The sequence below is a fragment of the Streptomyces sp. NBC_01233 genome (assembly GCF_035989305.1).
Lineage (GTDB): Bacteria > Actinomycetota > Actinomycetes > Streptomycetales > Streptomycetaceae > Streptomyces.
In genome coordinates this window covers 854,402-869,450 of the sequence record NZ_CP108514.1, presented here as the reverse complement: position 1 = coordinate 869,450, position 15,049 = coordinate 854,402, and the positions used below count along the sequence as shown (strand labels likewise).

Here is a 15,049-nt window from a genome sequence, read left to right as displayed (position 1 = left end):
CCCCCCGCCGTGAGCGACACGCGGCAGGGGGACCGCCGGGCCGGCGGTGGGTCGGTCAGCGGGTGGCTTCGGCGGCCTCGCGCTGCTCGGCGGCCGCGGCCTCCTCGGCCGTCCCGGCCTGCGCGGCCGCCACCACGGTGCGGTGCCCGCCCCGCAGGCCGATCCAGCTGATCACCGCGACCAGTGCGAACGCCACGGCCCCGATCCCGAAGGTGAGGGTGAACCCGGACTCGGCGGGCAGCGGGGGCACGCCCGCCGGCAGGTGCTCGATGGTCTTCGAGGCCAGGATCGTGGTGACCACGGCGCTGCCGATCGCGCTGCCCGTGGAGCGGGAGATCGAGTTGATGCCGTTGGCGATGCCGCTCTGGTGGTGCGGGACGCTGGACATGATCACGGCGGGCATGGCCGCGTAGCCGAAGCTGACGGCCGCACCGACGACCAGTCCGGCGCCGATCACCGAGATGCTGTGCTGGTGGTCCAGGACCAGCCAGGCGAAGCCGGTCGCGCCGAGTGCGGCGGCCAGGGCCAGCGCCGTGCGCGGACCGCGGTGGCGCACGATCTGGCCGCCCACCGGCGAGGCGAGCAGCGAGACGATGGCACCGGGCAGCAGGAACTGCACGGAGGCGCGCAGGATCGACGCGTCGAAGCCGTAGCCGGTGAGCGCCTCGGGCATCTGGACGAGGTACGAGACGCCCAGGAAGTTCGCGAACATTCCGAAGCCGACGAGGACGCCGGCCAGGTTGGCCATGAGCACCGGGCGGTGGACGAACATCTTCATGTCGACGAGCGGCTCGCGGACCTTGCGCTCGACCAGCACCCAGACGGCGGTCATGACGGCGGCGCCGGCGAAGCTGCCCAGCGTGCGGGCGGAGCCCCAGCCCCACTCGTGCCCCTGGGAGATCGGCAGCAGGAGCAGCAGCAGCGCGAGGCCGAGGGTCAGCGCGCCGAGGAAGTCGGTGCGCCCGCCCGTCTTGTGGCGGGTGGCGGGCACCAGGAAGACGACCGCGAGCAGGGCGAGGACCGCGAAGCCGGTCGCCATCCAGAAGGCGTTGCGGTAGTCCGCGTCGGACCCGGAGGTGAGCAGCCCGGTCGCGACGAGCGCGAGGCCGCTGCCGAACGCCAGCGTGCCGCTGACCAGCGCCATCGCGCCCGGCAGCTTCTGCGGCCGGACCTCTTCGCGCAGGACCGAGAGGGCCAGCGGGAAGATCGCGGTGGCGGCTCCCTGGAGCACCCGGCCCAGGATCAGCAGGGGCAGCGAGGACGCCAGCGCCGCGATCACGGAGCCGACGACCATGACGCCGAGCACGGCCACCAGGGTGGGCTTCTTGCCGTGCTGGTCACCGAACCGGCCCAGCAGCGGGGTGAAGACGGCCGCCGACAGCAGGGTGGCGGTGGTCACCCAGCTCACGTTCGCGGTCGAGGTGCCGAGGTCTTCGCGGATGAGGCCCAGGATCGGGACCGGCAGGGTCTGCATCATCGACACGACCATGGCGGCGAGACTCAGGGCGAAGACGATGACCGTCTCGTTCCGGGGCCCGGAGGCCGGGGTGGCGGGGGAGTGGGTGCTCATGGCTGGGGGGACCTTCTTCGTGTTTCGGAGCTGAAGAGCTTCGGAACGCAGATGTTTGACTTCCTCAAGTAACTCGACTGACGGTAGACGTCGATAGTTAAGGCGATCAAGTAAACAATTGATAATGTCAACCATCCTGAGTACGCTCCAGGTATGAGCGACACCGCCACGCACGCCCCCACCAAGCTCCAGCTGCTGGAACTGCTCGCGGCCATCGGCACCGCCCAATGGCGCGAGTTCGCGGCCGCCGCCGCCCAGCACGGCCTCACCTCGACCCAGGCCAGGGTCCTCGCCCAGCTCGACGGACCCGTGCCCATGCGCGGCCTCGCCACCCTGCTGGTGTGCGACGCCTCGAACGTGACCGGCATCGTCGACCGCCTGGAGGCCCGCGCCCTGGTGCGCAGGGAGCCGGACCCCGCCGACCGCCGCGTCAAGAACGTCGTGGCCACGGACGCGGGCCGCGAGGTCATCCGCCGGGTCCGCGAGGAGATGCAGGACATGCACGGCGCGCTCGACACCCTCGACGAGGCCGAGAGCGCGACGCTCTACGCCCTGCTGGGCCGCCTGCGCCCCTCGATGGAGAGCTAGCCTCGACCTCCATGAGCACCCTGCAGACGATCAATGACGTACCCGTCCTGATGTGCCCGGCCGAGGGTGAGGTCATCGCGGGCGAACGCGATGCCCTCGACTGCATCGGCGACGCCTCCTACCAGGGCGCGCAGTGGGTCGTCATCCCCGCCGAACGGTTCGACGAAGGGTTCTTCCGGCTGAGCACCCGGGTCGCCGGGGAGATCATCCAGAAGTTCGCCCAGTACCGGGTCGGGATCGTCGTCCTCGGCGACATCTCCCGCCACACGGCGGCCAGTTCGGCGCTGCGCGACTTCGTCCGCGAGTGCAACCGCGGGCGCCAGGCGTGGTTCCTCGCCGACGCCGGGGAACTCGCCGCGCGGCTGACCGGGCCGACCGCGTGAGCGGCGGCGACGGGCTCCGCCTCCTGAGGGCGGCCGACCGCGGCGCGACCCCGTGGAAGAACGGCGGGGGAGTCACCCGCGAGATCGCCGCGCGGCCCGAGGGCGCCGGCACCGGGGACTTCGCCTGGCGGGTGAGCCTCGCGGAGGTCGCCGCCGACGGGCCGTTCTCCTCCTTCCCCGGGGTCGACCGCACCCTCACCCTGGCAGAGGGGGCGGGCATGGACCTCGCGGTGGCCGGTGTCCGCCACCTCGTGGAAGAGCGGTTCGCGCCGCGGGACTTCGCCGGGGACGAGCCGACGGACTGCCGGCTCCTCGACGGCCCGGTGGTCAATTTCAACGTGATGTACCGGCGGAGCGAGACCCGGGCGGAGACCGCCGTCGTACGGGGCGTGCTCACGCTCGCCGTGCCGCCCGGGGAGACCCTGCTGGTCGTGGCCCTGGACGGGCCGGCGGTGCTCCACCGGTCCGGCGACCGCGGCCCCGGCCCCGGCTGCGCCGAGGAGCTGGCCCCGTACGACGCCGCCCTGCTGGCGGCCGGGCCCGGCCGGATCCTGCGTACGGCCGGGCGCGCGGCGGTGGTCCGCTTCGGTCCCGCTCCGGCGGCGGACGCCGTCAGGGCGTAGTCCCCGCCCCCGAGGCCGCCGCCCGCGCCCGCCCCGCAGTCCCCGGGTGCGGGCGCGCCGTCGCCGGGCGCCCCAGCAGCACGCCCGTCAGCGCCAGCGCCAGGCCGCAGAGCTGCAGCGGGCCGAGGGACTCCCCGGAGACGGCCGTGCCCAACAGGACACCGGTCACGGGGTTGAGCAGTCCGAGGAGGCCGACGGTCCCGGCGGGCAGGTGCCGCAGCCCCGCGAACCAGGCGGCGAAGGCCACCGCGGTCGCCACCACGGTCACGTAGCCGAAGCCGGCCAGCGCGTGACCGTCGAGCCGCGGCGGCGCCCCCTCCAGGGCGATCGCGAGGGGGAGCAGGAGCAGCCCGCCGCCCAGCAGCTGCCATGCCGTCGACGCGAGCACGTCCACCCCGGCGCCCCACCGCTTGGCCAGTACGTAGCCGAGCGAGGCCATCCCCATGGCGGCGGCCGAGGCGAGCACGCCGAGGAGGTCGAGGGGTGCGCCCGGGGTCAGCAGCATCAGGCAGACACCGCCGACCCCGACGCCCGCACCGGCTAGGTGCCGCAGGCCCGGCCGTTCCGCCAGCAGTGCCCAGGCGCACAGCATCATCACGAGCGGCGCCGTGGCCATGACGGTCGAGGCCACGCTGGTCGGCAGTCGCTGCGCGGCCACGTACACCAGCACGAAGAAGCCGCCCATGGTGAGGACGCCGAGCAACGGCGCCCGCCACCACCAGCTGCCGCTCGGCAGCCGCCGGCCCACCGCGAGCAGCAGCAGCCCGGCCGGCAGGGCCCTGATGGCACCCCCGTACAGGGGGTGGCCGGCGGGCAGGAACTCGCGGGTGACGAAATAGGTCGTGCCCCACGCCACCGGGGCCATCGCCGTGACCAGTGACCACCGCAGATTGTCTTCCATGGAAGCCATAATACCTTCCATGGAAGCTAACGCTATGCTGATCCCGTGAAACCCCAGCCCAAGGACCACGTGGCCCGCATCCAGGACGAGTGGGCCCGCGAACGGCCCGACGTCGACGTCAGTCCCCAGGGTGTGATCGGGCGGCTGCACCGGCTCGGCCTGCTCCTGACCGACCGCCTCGCCCTCGTCTACCGCACGTACGGACTCGGCGAGGGGGAGTTCGACGTCCTGGCCGCCCTGCGCCGAGCGGGCGACCCGTTCGAGCGGGCGCCCGGCGAGCTCGCCGCGCACACCATGGTGACGACGGGCGCCATGACCAAGCGGATCGACCGGCTCGAACGCGACGGACTGGTCACCCGCCGCCGCTCGGCCGCCGACGGCCGGGGCCGGGTGGTCGCGCTCACGCCGGCGGGACGGGACCTGATCGACCGGGCCTTCGCCGAGCACATGCGCAACGAGCGGAGCCTGCTGGACGGCCTGACGCCACCGGAGGCCGCGCAGCTGGAGCAGCTCCTCACCACTTGGCTGGCGAAGGTCGAACCGCCTCCCGGACCCTGAACGCTCGGCCCTACCGCGGGCGGACGCCCAGCTTCACCCACTTCGCCGTGCTGGGCACGCCCTTGGCGTCGAGCAGGAAGAGCATGTAGTACCCGGGCGGGGCGTCGGCCGCGCTCTGAGGCGTCCGGAGCCCGATCGCCGAGCCGTGCACGCCGGTGATCCGGAGGTCCAGGTGGCGCTGACTGGTGTTCACCGAATGGGTGACGGTGGTCGGTGCCAGCAGTACGGCGCGCTTGACGTCCTTCGCCGTCGAGCTCGTGACCTGGAAGGCCGTGTCGTGGCCGAGCTCTCCCGCCGGCGCCCGGTCGAGCGCCGGGCGCGCGCCCCGGTGCAGGTAGGCGGGCTCGTACAGCTCGATGCTGCCGTCCATCCCGTCTTCGATGTCGGGGTCGTTGGCGATCTGCTGGAGCTCGTCGCCGGTGACCATCATCCGCCCGTCCGGCAGGACCAGGGCGTTGGAGTGGTAGCCGCGCGGCAGCCGCTGGGCCGGACCCAGCTTCCAGTGGCCGCGCGCGTCGCGCAGCTCGATCTGCCGGTACTTGAGGTCGGCCTTCGGATTGAAGGGCCCGTTGCCGTAGTTCCGGGTGTCCAGGGCGCCGTTAACGGTGAGCAGCGTGCCGTCCGGCAGGATCAGGGTGCCGTCCTGGGTGCGGCCGAAGGCCCTGGGCTCCTCGATGCTCCAGCGGCCCCCGGACAGCCGGTAGGTGAGCGGGTCGCGCGGGTCGCCGCCGAGCACCAGGACGGAGTCCGGGCCGCGGAAGCCGGCCGGCAGCGGCACGGCCGAGCCGTAGCCCCGGAAGTCGGCGGGCCGCCGGGGCAGGTCGGTGCGCACGTCCTTGACCGGATCGAAGAGCCACTGCTGATCGGCGTCGCGGCCGAGTCCGTAGATCTTCCCGTCCCGCAGGGAGAACAGGTGCGGATAGTCGTTGCGGAAGGGGGCCTCGGAGCGGAGCCGCTCCGCGGGGACGCCCGCCGGGATGTCGAACGGGCGCCAGGGCACCGGGCGTCCGAGCGCGGGGAAGCGCTCCACGACCGGGGTGGGGGTGCCCGTACCGCGCTCGGACTGGCCGGACATGATGATCTGCCGGCCGTCCGCCCCGGTCACGACGGAGGGGTACCAGCGGCCCACGGCCATGTCGCGGTTGCGGAACCAGGTCTCGGTCCACGGGTCGAACACGAAGGACAGTTTGGCGCCGCTGCCGCCCTTGCCGCCGACGTTGCCGCCGAAGACCCCGACCATCCCGTTGGGGAGGTAGGAGTGCCCCGCGCAGAAGAAGGGCGCCGGGCGCGGGGCGTAGGTGCCGTCGGGCATCAGCACCACCGGCGGGGGCACGTTCTTGAACGCCCGGGCCCCGGTCCCCTTGGCGGGGTCCCAGAGGTAGGCCCGGCCCGCGTTCGTCCGCCCCACCGTGTTCGTGGGGCCGGTCTCCTTGGTGGGATCGGCCTCCACGCGCTCGAACGAGAAGAGCAGCACCTTGCCCGTGGGCAGCTGGGCCACGTGGACGCCGAAGTCGGGCGAGGGGAAGAACTGCGTGAAACGGCCGAACCGCGCCGCTTCGAAACCCGCGTTGGCCTTGCGCTGGGACTCCTGCAGCGAGGTCAGGCTCGCCGTGCGCTTCGACTGCGGATAGCCCTGGGTGCCCTTGGCCTCCTGGCGCAGTCGCGCGTGCGCGCGGGCGTGGTCATCGCCGAGCACGGCCGCCTCGTCGCCGGTGTGGTGCGGTGAGGCGAAGGCGGGCGCGGGCCCCGTCGCCGTGACGGTCAGGGCGGTGGCGAGCGCCAGCGCCGCGAGGGCGGCGGACCGTCGTACGCGGGACATGGGACTCCTCACCGCAGGCCTGAAGGATCTCGCCGATATTAGAACGAACGCGACTTTATGGTCGGTCCGACTCGGCGTGCCGCGCCGCCTGCGGCCGTTCGGCGGACCGGTATGGGCTGATTGATCGTTTCTGCGGCGAATCGTTTCGGCCATCGAGGTGAGCCCGCGTACCCGTCGGCAGGCCGGTGCCGCCGCCGACGGCTATCCATGACGGTGTGATCAAGTCGCTCCGTACCGGATTCACCGCAGCCGCCGTGACCGCAACGCTCGTCACGCTCACCCCCACGGCCGGGGCCTCCCCCTCGGCGCCCACCGACGAGGTGACCGTGGACGTCGCCTCCGTCAACGGATCGGGCTGCCGACCAGGCAGCGCGGCCGTCGCCGTGGCGCCGGACAACTCGGCCTTCACCGTCACCTACAGCGAGTACCTGGCCCAGGCCGGCGGTGGCGCCCCCGCCACCGAAGGCCGCAAGAACTGTCTCCTCTCCCTCCAGGTGCACGTCCCCCAGGGCTACACCTACGCCGTGGCCCAGGTCGATTACCGGGGCTTCGGCAGCCTGCAGGAAGGCGCGATCGGCACCCAGAAGGCCAGCTACTACTTCCAGGGCATGAGCCAGACCGCCCAGCGCACCCACAAGTTCAACGGCCACTACGACGACAACTGGCAGGCGACCGACACCACGGGCATCGAAGCCCTGGTCTTCGCACCCTGCGGCGAGCAGCGCAACTTCAACATCAACACCGAACTGCGCGCAGAGGTGGGCACCTCCGACCCGTCGCAGACCAGCTTCATGGCCCTCGACTCGACGGACGGCAGCATCAACAGCATCTACCACTTCTCGTGGAAGCAGTGCCCCGTGCGCCGCTGATCCGGGACGTTCCTCCCCCTCGGCCCGGCTGCCGGGGCCCGCCGTCGCGCGGGCCCCGGCAGCCCTTTCCGCGGGCTGATTCCCCTGGGCCGCGTCAGGCCGACACGCGCCGGACCAGGGTCGTCGCGGTGATCACCGGACCGGGCACGGTCCGCTCGTCCGGACCCCCGTTCAGCGTGCGCATCAGCAGCCCCGCCATCAGGCGCCCCATGCCCTCGACGTCCTGCCGCACGGTCGTCAGCGGAGGGTCGGCGCTCTCCGCCACCGGCTCGGCGTCGTCGAAGCCCACGAGCGCAACGTCCCCCGGAACCGTCCGGCCACGCTCCCGCAGTACCTGCAGGGCGCCGGTCGCCATCAGGTCGTTCCCGGCGAAGACGGCGTCGATCCCGGGGTCCCGGTCCAGCAGTTCGGCCATCGCCCGCGCCCCTCCCGCCACGGTGAAGTCCCCCTCGGCGAACAGTTCGGGGCCGTCGGCCGGGAGCACGTCCCGGTAGCCGCTGAGGCGGTCCGCCGCCGAGGTCTGGTCGAGCGGGCCGGCGATGTGCGCGATCCGCTGCCGGCCGAGCGCCAGCAGGTGGCGCACGGCGTCCCGGGCGCCGCCGCGGTTGTCCGCGTCGACGTACGCCACCCCGTCCTGCTCACCGGACCCGGCGGTCCAGCCGGGGCGGCCGCCGTAGACCGTGGGCATGCCGATGCGGCGGGTGATGGCGGGCAGCGGATCGTCGGTGTGCAGGGAGAACGCGAGCGCCCCGTCGACGTGGCCGCCGGCGAGGTAGCGCTCGATCCGGTCGTAGTCGCCCCGGTCCTCCACCAGCATCAGGACGAGTTGGGCGTCGTGCGCGGTCAACTCCTTGCTGATGCCGCGGATCTGGCGGGAGAAGAAGGGGTCCGAGAATATCCGGACCTCCGGCTCGGCGATGATCACGGCGACCGCGCCGGTGCGCCGGGTGACCAGGGTGCGGGCCGCGTGGTTGGGGACGTACCCCAGGTCCCGGATCGCCTCGCGCACCTTGTCCGCCAGGTGCGGACGGACGCCGTCGCCGCCGTTGACCACGCGGGAGGCGGTGGCCCGGGACACCCCGGCGAGCGCCGCGACGGCCTCCAGGGTGGGGCGGTTCCCGGGACGCGGTTCCGACACGGGCGTTCCTCCATGCTGTCGTTGGATCCCACGGGCGGTGGCCTCGCCGGACACAGCAGGGTAACCGGTGCGGCGGGGAAGCCGATGGGCCCGCGACCGTACGGGGCGTCACCGCGGTGACGGTCGGTGGAGGCCGGCCGTTCACCGGCCGATGACGAGGGCCTGCCCGGCCGTCCGAGGCCGGGGAAGCGGCAAGAGGCCGAACCCGGGCGTGAGTTGGAAACGCCCCTCGATCCGGTATGAACCGGCCTGCGGTGTGGCATGACTTTCTTTGATCATTATTGTCCGGCCATATGATCTTGAAGTTGAAGGGCCGCCTCGGAGGGCGGGTGGCGGCGACGCTGGCCGCCGTGTCCTCGCTGGCGGCGTTGATGGTCGGCACCCGACAGGCGGCTGCCGCCGACTGCAGAACGTCTACTCGGGCAGGGTGCTCGGCCTGGGCGCCGGCGCCACGAAGGGCTCCCACCTCATCCAGTGGACCCGCAACGAGGAGGCGGACACGATCTGGGGCGTCTCCCGATTCGCCCCCAACAACCCCTGACCCCCTGAACTCCCCGCCTTCCGGGTCGGCCCGATCGGCACCGGCGCCGGGGCGGGCCAGTGGGGTACGTGGCGGAGGAGGCACTCGCCAAGGCTGGCGGGCACTCGCTGACAAGCTCTGGCACGGCCACACCTCCCTGCGGGAGGATTTCGCCCGCCCGCCCGCCCGCCCGCCTGGCCGGCGGACAGCGCCGGCTCGCCCGCGTGCTGCCGTACGGTCAATTCGCCGCGGACCCGGACACGGCGGCCTTCATCGCGTACATCACCGCGCGCGGCCCGAGCGGACCTGCTGGCCCGCGGTCGCGCAGCCGTGATCGACGTGGCGACGGGGCGACGAGGAAGCTCTGCGGAGGAGCGCCCGGCTCTGATCCCGGGTGGACGCCGGTTCGAATCCTGCCCTCGTCGCCACTTCGCTTGCCCGAACCGCTCAGTGACCGAAGCCGAACCAGTTGACGTTCACGAAGTCGGCGGGCTGGCCGCTCGTGAAGGTCAGGTAGACGTCGTGGGTGCCCGTGACCGCGGTGATGTTCGCCGGGACCGTCCGCCAGCTCTGCCACCCGCCGGTGCCCGCGATCGAGAAGCTGCCGACGGGCGCCGAGTTCAGGTGGTCGAGGCGCACCTCGACGAGCCCGCCGACCCCGCCGGCCGCACCGCTCGCCACGCGTCCGTAGAACTGCTTCGCCGGTGTGGAACCGAAGTCGACCCCCTTGAACAGTGCCCAGTCGCCGTTGCCGATGGACGCCAGGTCCTGGCCGCCGCCGGAGTCCGTGGTGGTCTCCTTGACCGTGCCCGCCTGGCCGTCGTACGACTCGGCCTGGATCGCGGAGTACGCGTCACGGTTGCCCGTGGGCGGGGTGGTTGGCGGGGTGGTCGGGGGAGTGGTGGGCGGGGTGGTGGGCGGTGTGGTGCCGCCCGTCGAGCGGAGCACGGACACGTAGTCGACGACCATGGCGTGGCCGGGCTGGGTGCCCGCGTCGGGCCCGCCGCCGAAGGCATCGGGGAAACCGCCGCCCATGGCGACGTTCAGGATGATGAAGTAGCCGTGGTTCGTGGCGTTGGTCCAGGTGGTCGCGTCCACCTGGTTCGCCCGTACGGTGTGGAAGTTGAGGCCGTCGACGTAGAAGCGCATCTCCTCGACCGCGGTCGAGCGGTCCCACTCCACGGCGTAGGTGTGGAAGCCGCCCTGGCAGCTCGTGCCCGGGCAGACGTGCTGGCCGCCGATGCCGGACGTCTCGTTGCAGGGTCCGCCGGGGCTCGTGCCGCAGTGCACGGTGGCCCAGACGTTGTTGATGCCCTGGACGTTCTCCAGGATGTCGATCTCACCGATGCCGGGCCAGTTCCACCAGTTGCCGCGGTACGGGGCTCCGAGCATCCAGAACGCCGGCCAGTAGCCCTTGGCCGCCGGGCCCGTGACGTTCGGCATCTGGATGCGCGCCTCGGTGCGGAGCGTGCCGCCGGCCGGGGGCTGGAAGTCGGACCGCCTGGTCTCGATCCGCCCGGACGTCCAGTTGCCGGCCGCGTCCCGCCGCGGCGTGATGCGCAGATTGCCCGCGCCGTCGAGGGAGACGTTGGAGGGGTCGGCGGTCATCGTCTCGATCTCGCCGGTACCGAAGTTGGCCGGTCCGCCGGGGTAGCCGGTGCCGGTGGTGTACTGCCAGTCGGCGGTGTTCACCCCGGATCCCGCGGCTCCGTCGAAGTCGTCCAGGAACACGCGGGACCAGCCGGCCGGGGCAGGGGGAGCCGCGGCGCTTGCGGGCAGCACGATGCCCGCGGCGGCTGCCGCGACTACCGTGATCGTGCCCAGCGCGGCCAGGACGGCCCGCCGGACCGTCGGTCGTGTCCTGCCGGATATGTCACGCATGGGTGCCCTCTCTGAAGCGCGGTGAGGCGCGGTGCGGGGGGAAGAGCCGGGGGTCCGCCGTTCTGAGAGCGCTCTCAGGACGGCGCCGCTGGACACTGTGCTCCCCGCCCTCGCAGTCGTCAAGAGATTGAACCGGCAAAGCCCCTACGGGCACAGGGAGTTCAAAGAGTGAATGCACGGCATGCGTCGATCTCCGCCGCGGGGTCGCCGGCAGGGCCGGGGGGCGTGGTCGAGAGCAGGGCCCAGGACAGTGCCGGCGACGGACGGAGATCACCCGTGCGGTCCAACCCGCCGCGCTCAGAAGGACGGACCGAGCACCTCCCCGGCTCCCGACAGGTCGTGGACATCGGTCGCCGTCCCGGTCAGGGGCAACAGCCCGGCCAGCGGGCACTCCACGGGCATCTCGTGGTCCACCTCCCACTGACCGGCCGTGTTCCCGCCGGAATGGTCCGTGATGCAGACGGCGTACAGCCGGCCGGCGCAGCCCCGGCACAACAGGGGCCCCTGGGCGGTCACGGCCGACCCCGTCGGGTCGTCCCGGCCGAGGGGGCGCCGCGATCCGCGGGGCACGTCCCCGGAGTGCCGGGTCCGCCGCGCGCTTGTAGCGTCGGTCGCGACAGGAGTCCTGGTGACCCGACAGGAGTCCGCCGGCCGGTTCGCACATGCGGAACACGTCCCGTCAGCGCGCCGAGCCACCCGTGTGCCGCCCGTGTCGGCGCAGAGCCGGTCCGCCCCTCGTGCCGCGGCCGGGCGCACGCGCAGCCCCCGTGAGAGAGGCCGTGCCGATGTCGAACGATGTCCCGATAGCGAGCCTGCTGCGTGTGGAGAGGGGCATTGTCGCCCCGGAGGAACTGGCCGCGCTCGCGGTCGTCGTCGCGTGTTACGCCCACCGGAACTCCCTTGACCGCGACCAGCGCGGAGGCCGGGACCGGGCCCGCGGCGCGGCGGGCGGTGGCGTCGGCTCCGCAGCGGGCCACCGCCGTACCTTCCGGCCCGACGCCGGCTGCTGGGCGAACTGCTGGGCCTGCCGCTGAACCCCTTCCGCCGGCCGCGTGCACGGCCGGCGGAAGGGGAGACGATGTGGTCACGCCCGGCGCAGCACCGTCGAGAGGACCTCGTGCAGAGTCGCCCGGGGATCGGCGACCGCCCCCTCCGAGCGCCAGGCCACGAACCCGTCCGGCCGTACGAGCACGGCGCCCTCGGTGCTCATCGCGTGCACCTCGCTCCAGTCGGAGCCGCTGCCGTCCTGGACCAGGTCGGCAACCGGACCGGAGCCGATGGTGTACGCGTCCAGCCGCACCGGCAGCTGCTCCGCGACCTGTTCCGCGGCCGCCTGCCACGGTGACCCCGCGCCGCTGAGCAGCACGAAGGAGCGCTCGTACAGGTCCAGCGTGGAGATCCGCTCACCCGCCCGGGTCAGCCACATGTGCGGGGCCCGGGTCCCGGTGTCGCCGACCATGCGCATCGTCTCGGGGATGACGGGCCGGCCGGGCTTGGCGCCGACGAAGGCGCCCTGCGGGTAGCAGTAGCCCATGGCCGTGGTGAGCACCCCGCTGCCCGGCCCGCCGCCCATGGTGGGCGGGGGCGCGTAGCCCGGGTGGCTGTGCTCCGCCGAACGGGCCGAAGCCCGCTCGCTGGTGGCCCTGGCGACCGGCAGCCGCTCGGCCTCGTAGGTCTCGAGCAGCCCCATGCCCGCCGATCCGTCCAGCACCGCGGCGATCTTCCACGCCAGGTTGTGCGCGTCCTGGATGCCCGTGTTGGAGCCGAAGGCCCCGGTGGGGGACATCTCGTGGGCCGCGTCCCCGGCGAGGAACACCCGACCGGACGAGTACCGCTCCGCCACCCGTTCGGCGGCATGCCACGGCGCCTTGCCGCCGATCTCCACGTCCAGGTCGGGTACGCCGATCGCGTCGCGGATCTGGTCCACGCACCGCTCGTCGGTGAAGTCCTCCAAGGTCTCGCCCTGCTCCGGGTGCCACGGGGCGTGGAAGACCCACTGCGTGTTGTTGTCCACCGGCAGCAGTGCCCCGTCCGCCCCCGGGCGCATCAGGTAGCAGACGATGAACCGCAGGTCGCCCAGGACCTCGACGAGCCGCTCCGAGCGGAAGGTCACGCTGACGTTGTGGAACAGCTCGCCGTTACCCGTCTGGGGGATCCGGAGCTGTTCCCTGACGGGGCTGCGCGGCCCGTCCGCCGCGATCAGGAAGTCCGCGCGCACCGTGCTGTGCTCGCCCGTCAACCGGTCCTTCACCACGGCGTTCACTCCGGTGGCGTCCTGGTCGAAGCTCATCAGCTCGGTGGAGAACCGCACGTCCGCGCCCTGTGCGCGGCTCTGCGCGGCCAGCACCGGCTCGATGTTGTTCTGGCTGCACAGACACCAGCCGGTCGGGCTGAAACGGGCGATCGCCCCCGACGGATCGATCGACTTGATCAGCCAGTTGTGGTCGCTGCGGTCGGTCAGTGACCCGGCCTGCAGAATGCCCTGAATGCCCTCCAGTACGGACGCCGCCTGGCGGATCGCGCGCTCCGCCCCTGCCGTGCGGAACAGCTCCATCGTCCGGGCGTTGATGCCGCGGCCTCGCGGGTGCGGGGACGTACCGGAGTGCTTCTCGACGAGCAGGTGCCTCACTCCGTGGCGGCTCAGGAAAAGCGAGGTGGACAGGCCCACGAGGGAGCCGCCCACGACGAGAACCGGTACGCGAACATCGGCGTTGTCTTCCATCAGCTGCGGGCTCCTGTTTTCTGTGTGGGGGAGTGGAGTCTTTATGCCCCCGATCCGGGATCAGGCCCAGTTGATTCGCCGGTTGTCACCCGCTTGATCCGGACATGTAGCGGTACGTCGCCACCCGGATGACGATGAGCGACAGCGGCTCCCCCTGAGACGCGCCGGCCTGCCGTTCCCCATGGAGGCGGCCGCCGGCCCGGGCGGACGCCACCGGTGACGGACGAGGGGTCCGTACGCGATGGATCTCCACCCCCTCATGAAGGAGTGAGTAGATGACAACCACCCTGTCCCAACGGGTGTCGCAGTCAGCCTTCGACGGCTCCATGCTCCGGGTCGTCCTGCTGATGGATCTCCACGAGGGGACCCAGCAGCAGTTCTTCGAGGCGTACGAACAGCTCCGCCACGACATCGCGTCGGTCCCGGGCCACATCAGCGATCAGCTGTGCCAATCCTTCGAGGATCCCTCGCAGTGGCTCATCACCAGTGAGTGGGAGAGCGCCCCGCAGTACCTCGCATGGGTCAACAGTGAGCACCACGCCGAGCAGGTGAAGCCGCTGGGCGCGTGCGCGCGCAACATGCGCCCGCTCAAGTTCACCGTCCTGCGGGAGACCGGCCGCGGCTACGACCAGGCCGCCCGCCCGACCACGGCGCATCTGCAGGCCACACCCCGGCTGGGCGCCGGGATCGTGCGCCACGCCCTCACCTTCACCGTCAAGCCGGGCAGCGAGAAGGAGGTCGCGGCCATCCTCTCCAGCTACGCCTCCCCGGCGGCACGCGTCGACGCCCACACCCGCCTGTGCCGCACCTCGCTCTTCATGCACGGCAACCGGGTCGTCCGGACGGTGGAGGTCCAAGGCGACCTGGTGACGGCCCTGCGACACGTCTCCGAGCAGCCCGAGGTACGCGCCGTGGAGGAGGCGATCAACCCCTACCTCGAACAGGACCGGAACCTGAACGACCCGGAATCCGCGCGCATGTTCTTCATGCGCGCCGCGCTCCCGGCGGTCCACCACATCACGGCACCGGAGTCCGACTCCGCCGACGTGCAGCGGCACGCGCTGTTCTACGAGGCCAAGCCCGGCTGCGGCGTGGCGCTCGCCAAGTTCCTCGCCCGGCAGGACGAGGCGGCCGCGAACCGCCCGAAGAGCCCCGTACGGAGCAGCAGCATCTTCCAGCGTGACGACATCGTCGTCCGCCTCATCGACGTGCGCGGCCCGCTGGACGCCCAGCCCGACATCACCTTCGGCGTCTCGGGCCCGCGCAAGGCGGCGGTGCTCGCCCGGCTGACGGCCGCGCCCGGCGGGCGCGTTCGCCCCGCGCACCACACCATGAACCTGATCACCGACCGCCGGGCAGCCGCGCAGTCGTGATCCCCGCCGGGGAATCCATCCGGAGCACCACCCCTCTCCACCCTTCGCTCCACCCCCCGTCTCGACCCCCATGCCCGTCCAGGCTCTCCCCACACGCCAGGAGG

Annotated in this window: 14 protein-coding genes and 1 tRNA gene; 8 read left to right on the top strand and 7 right to left on the bottom strand. The window is 72.3% G+C overall.

The genetic code is table 11. From position 1 onward, the window contains the following. Window positions 1–55: 55 nt before the first annotated feature. A complete protein-coding gene (locus OG332_RS04410) occupies window positions 56–1,570 on the bottom strand; it encodes an MFS transporter (RefSeq protein ID WP_327412186.1) in 1,515 nt (504 codons plus the stop codon). A gap of 153 nt (window positions 1,571–1,723) precedes the next feature. On the opposite strand from OG332_RS04410, the gene OG332_RS04405 reads away from it, so the two are divergent. From OG332_RS04405 to OG332_RS04395, 3 genes are read left to right on the top strand one after another with little or no spacing between them, the layout of a single operon-like run. Next, on the top strand, window positions 1,724–2,158 hold the full coding sequence (locus tag OG332_RS04405; protein WP_327412185.1) for a MarR family winged helix-turn-helix transcriptional regulator: 435 nt from the start codon (window positions 1,724–1,726) through the stop codon (window positions 2,156–2,158). Window positions 2,159–2,169: 11 nt separating this feature from the next. Beyond that, window positions 2,170–2,541 carry a DUF4180 domain-containing protein gene (locus OG332_RS04400; protein ID WP_327412184.1) on the top strand — a complete coding sequence of 124 codons (372 nt, stop codon included), beginning with the start codon at window positions 2,170–2,172 and terminating at the stop codon, window positions 2,539–2,541. Then, a complete protein-coding gene (locus tag OG332_RS04395; RefSeq protein WP_327412183.1) occupies window positions 2,538–3,164 on the top strand; it encodes a HutD/Ves family protein in 627 nt (208 codons plus the stop codon). Before OG332_RS04400 ends, OG332_RS04395 begins: the two co-directional genes overlap by 4 nt. Here OG332_RS04395 and OG332_RS04390 read toward each other — a convergent pair. Continuing rightward, the gene (locus OG332_RS04390; RefSeq protein WP_327412182.1) at window positions 3,154–4,065 is read right to left on the bottom strand and encodes an EamA family transporter; all 912 of its coding nucleotides are present in this window, start codon (window positions 4,063–4,065) and stop codon (window positions 3,154–3,156) included. The two genes, OG332_RS04395 and OG332_RS04390, sit on opposite strands and share 11 nt — an antisense overlap. A 69-nt stretch (window positions 4,066–4,134) precedes the next feature. On the opposite strand from OG332_RS04390, the gene OG332_RS04385 reads away from it, so the two are divergent. Next, window positions 4,135–4,623: a MarR family winged helix-turn-helix transcriptional regulator gene (locus OG332_RS04385; RefSeq protein ID WP_327419105.1), complete on the top strand. Its 489-nt coding sequence runs from the start codon at window positions 4,135–4,137 to the stop codon at window positions 4,621–4,623. A 10-nt stretch (window positions 4,624–4,633) separates the two neighbouring features. On the opposite strand, the gene OG332_RS04380 is transcribed toward OG332_RS04385, so the two are convergent. Next, window positions 4,634–6,442, bottom strand: a complete 1,809-nt coding sequence (locus OG332_RS04380) for a galactose oxidase-like domain-containing protein (RefSeq protein ID WP_327412181.1) — start codon at window positions 6,440–6,442, stop codon at window positions 4,634–4,636. Window positions 6,443–6,657: 215 nt separating this feature from the next. Here OG332_RS04380 and OG332_RS04375 point away from each other — a divergent pair, with 215 nt between their 5' ends. Beyond that, window positions 6,658–7,311 carry a DUF4360 domain-containing protein gene (locus OG332_RS04375; protein WP_327412180.1) on the top strand — a complete coding sequence of 218 codons (654 nt, stop codon included), beginning with the start codon at window positions 6,658–6,660 and terminating at the stop codon, window positions 7,309–7,311. A 94-nt stretch (window positions 7,312–7,405) separates the two neighbouring features. On the opposite strand, the gene OG332_RS04370 is transcribed toward OG332_RS04375, so the two are convergent. Next, on the bottom strand, window positions 7,406–8,449 hold the full coding sequence (locus OG332_RS04370; protein ID WP_327412179.1) for a LacI family DNA-binding transcriptional regulator: 1,044 nt from the start codon (window positions 8,447–8,449) through the stop codon (window positions 7,406–7,408). A gap of 872 nt (window positions 8,450–9,321) precedes the next feature. Between OG332_RS04370 and OG332_RS04365 the strand changes: the two genes are divergently transcribed. Next, window positions 9,322–9,397 (top strand) — tRNA-Gln (locus OG332_RS04365). 19 nt (window positions 9,398–9,416) lie between these two features. Here the strand turns inward: OG332_RS04365 and OG332_RS04360 are convergent. Then, window positions 9,417–10,850, bottom strand: coding sequence for a glycoside hydrolase family 16 protein (locus OG332_RS04360; protein ID WP_327412178.1), 1,434 nt, complete (start codon window positions 10,848–10,850; stop codon window positions 9,417–9,419). A 297-nt stretch (window positions 10,851–11,147) separates the two neighbouring features. Then, entirely contained in the window at window positions 11,148–11,366 is a 219-nt protein-coding gene (locus tag OG332_RS04355) for a hypothetical protein (RefSeq protein WP_327412177.1), read from the bottom strand. A gap of 305 nt (window positions 11,367–11,671) precedes the next feature. On the opposite strand from OG332_RS04355, the gene OG332_RS04350 reads away from it, so the two are divergent. After that, entirely contained in the window at window positions 11,672–11,884 is a 213-nt protein-coding gene (locus OG332_RS04350; RefSeq protein ID WP_327412176.1) for an acyl-CoA carboxylase subunit epsilon, read from the top strand. Window positions 11,885–11,934: 50 nt separating this feature from the next. Here OG332_RS04350 and OG332_RS04345 read toward each other — a convergent pair whose 3' ends face one another. Beyond that, entirely contained in the window at window positions 11,935–13,572 is a 1,638-nt protein-coding gene (locus OG332_RS04345; RefSeq protein ID WP_327412175.1) for an FAD-dependent oxidoreductase, read from the bottom strand. Between the two features lie 275 nt (window positions 13,573–13,847). Here OG332_RS04345 and OG332_RS04340 point away from each other — a divergent pair, with 275 nt between their 5' ends. Beyond that, entirely contained in the window at window positions 13,848–14,945 is a 1,098-nt protein-coding gene (locus OG332_RS04340) for a SchA/CurD-like domain-containing protein (protein WP_327412174.1), read from the top strand. Window positions 14,946–15,049 lie beyond the last annotated feature (104 nt).

What these genes read in the sequence shown, in the direction of transcription:
- OG332_RS04410 (WP_327412186.1), bottom strand. Translation starts at nt 1,570, where the DNA reads ATGAGCACCCACTCCCCCGCCACCCCGGCCTCCGGGCCCCGGAACGAG.
- OG332_RS04405 (WP_327412185.1), top strand. Translation starts at nt 1,724, where the DNA reads ATGAGCGACACCGCCACGCACGCCCCCACCAAGCTCCAGCTGCTGGAA.
- OG332_RS04400 (WP_327412184.1), top strand. Translation starts at nt 2,170, where the DNA reads ATGAGCACCCTGCAGACGATCAATGACGTACCCGTCCTGATGTGCCCG.
- OG332_RS04390 (WP_327412182.1), bottom strand. Translation starts at nt 4,065, where the DNA reads ATGGAAGACAATCTGCGGTGGTCACTGGTCACGGCGATGGCCCCGGTG.
- OG332_RS04380 (WP_327412181.1), bottom strand. Translation starts at nt 6,442, where the DNA reads ATGTCCCGCGTACGACGGTCCGCCGCCCTCGCGGCGCTGGCGCTCGCC.
- OG332_RS04360 (WP_327412178.1), bottom strand. Translation starts at nt 10,850, where the DNA reads ATGCGTGACATATCCGGCAGGACACGACCGACGGTCCGGCGGGCCGTC.
- OG332_RS04345 (WP_327412175.1), bottom strand. Translation starts at nt 13,572, where the DNA reads ATGGAAGACAACGCCGATGTTCGCGTACCGGTTCTCGTCGTGGGCGGC.
- OG332_RS04340 (WP_327412174.1), top strand. Translation starts at nt 13,848, where the DNA reads ATGACAACCACCCTGTCCCAACGGGTGTCGCAGTCAGCCTTCGACGGC.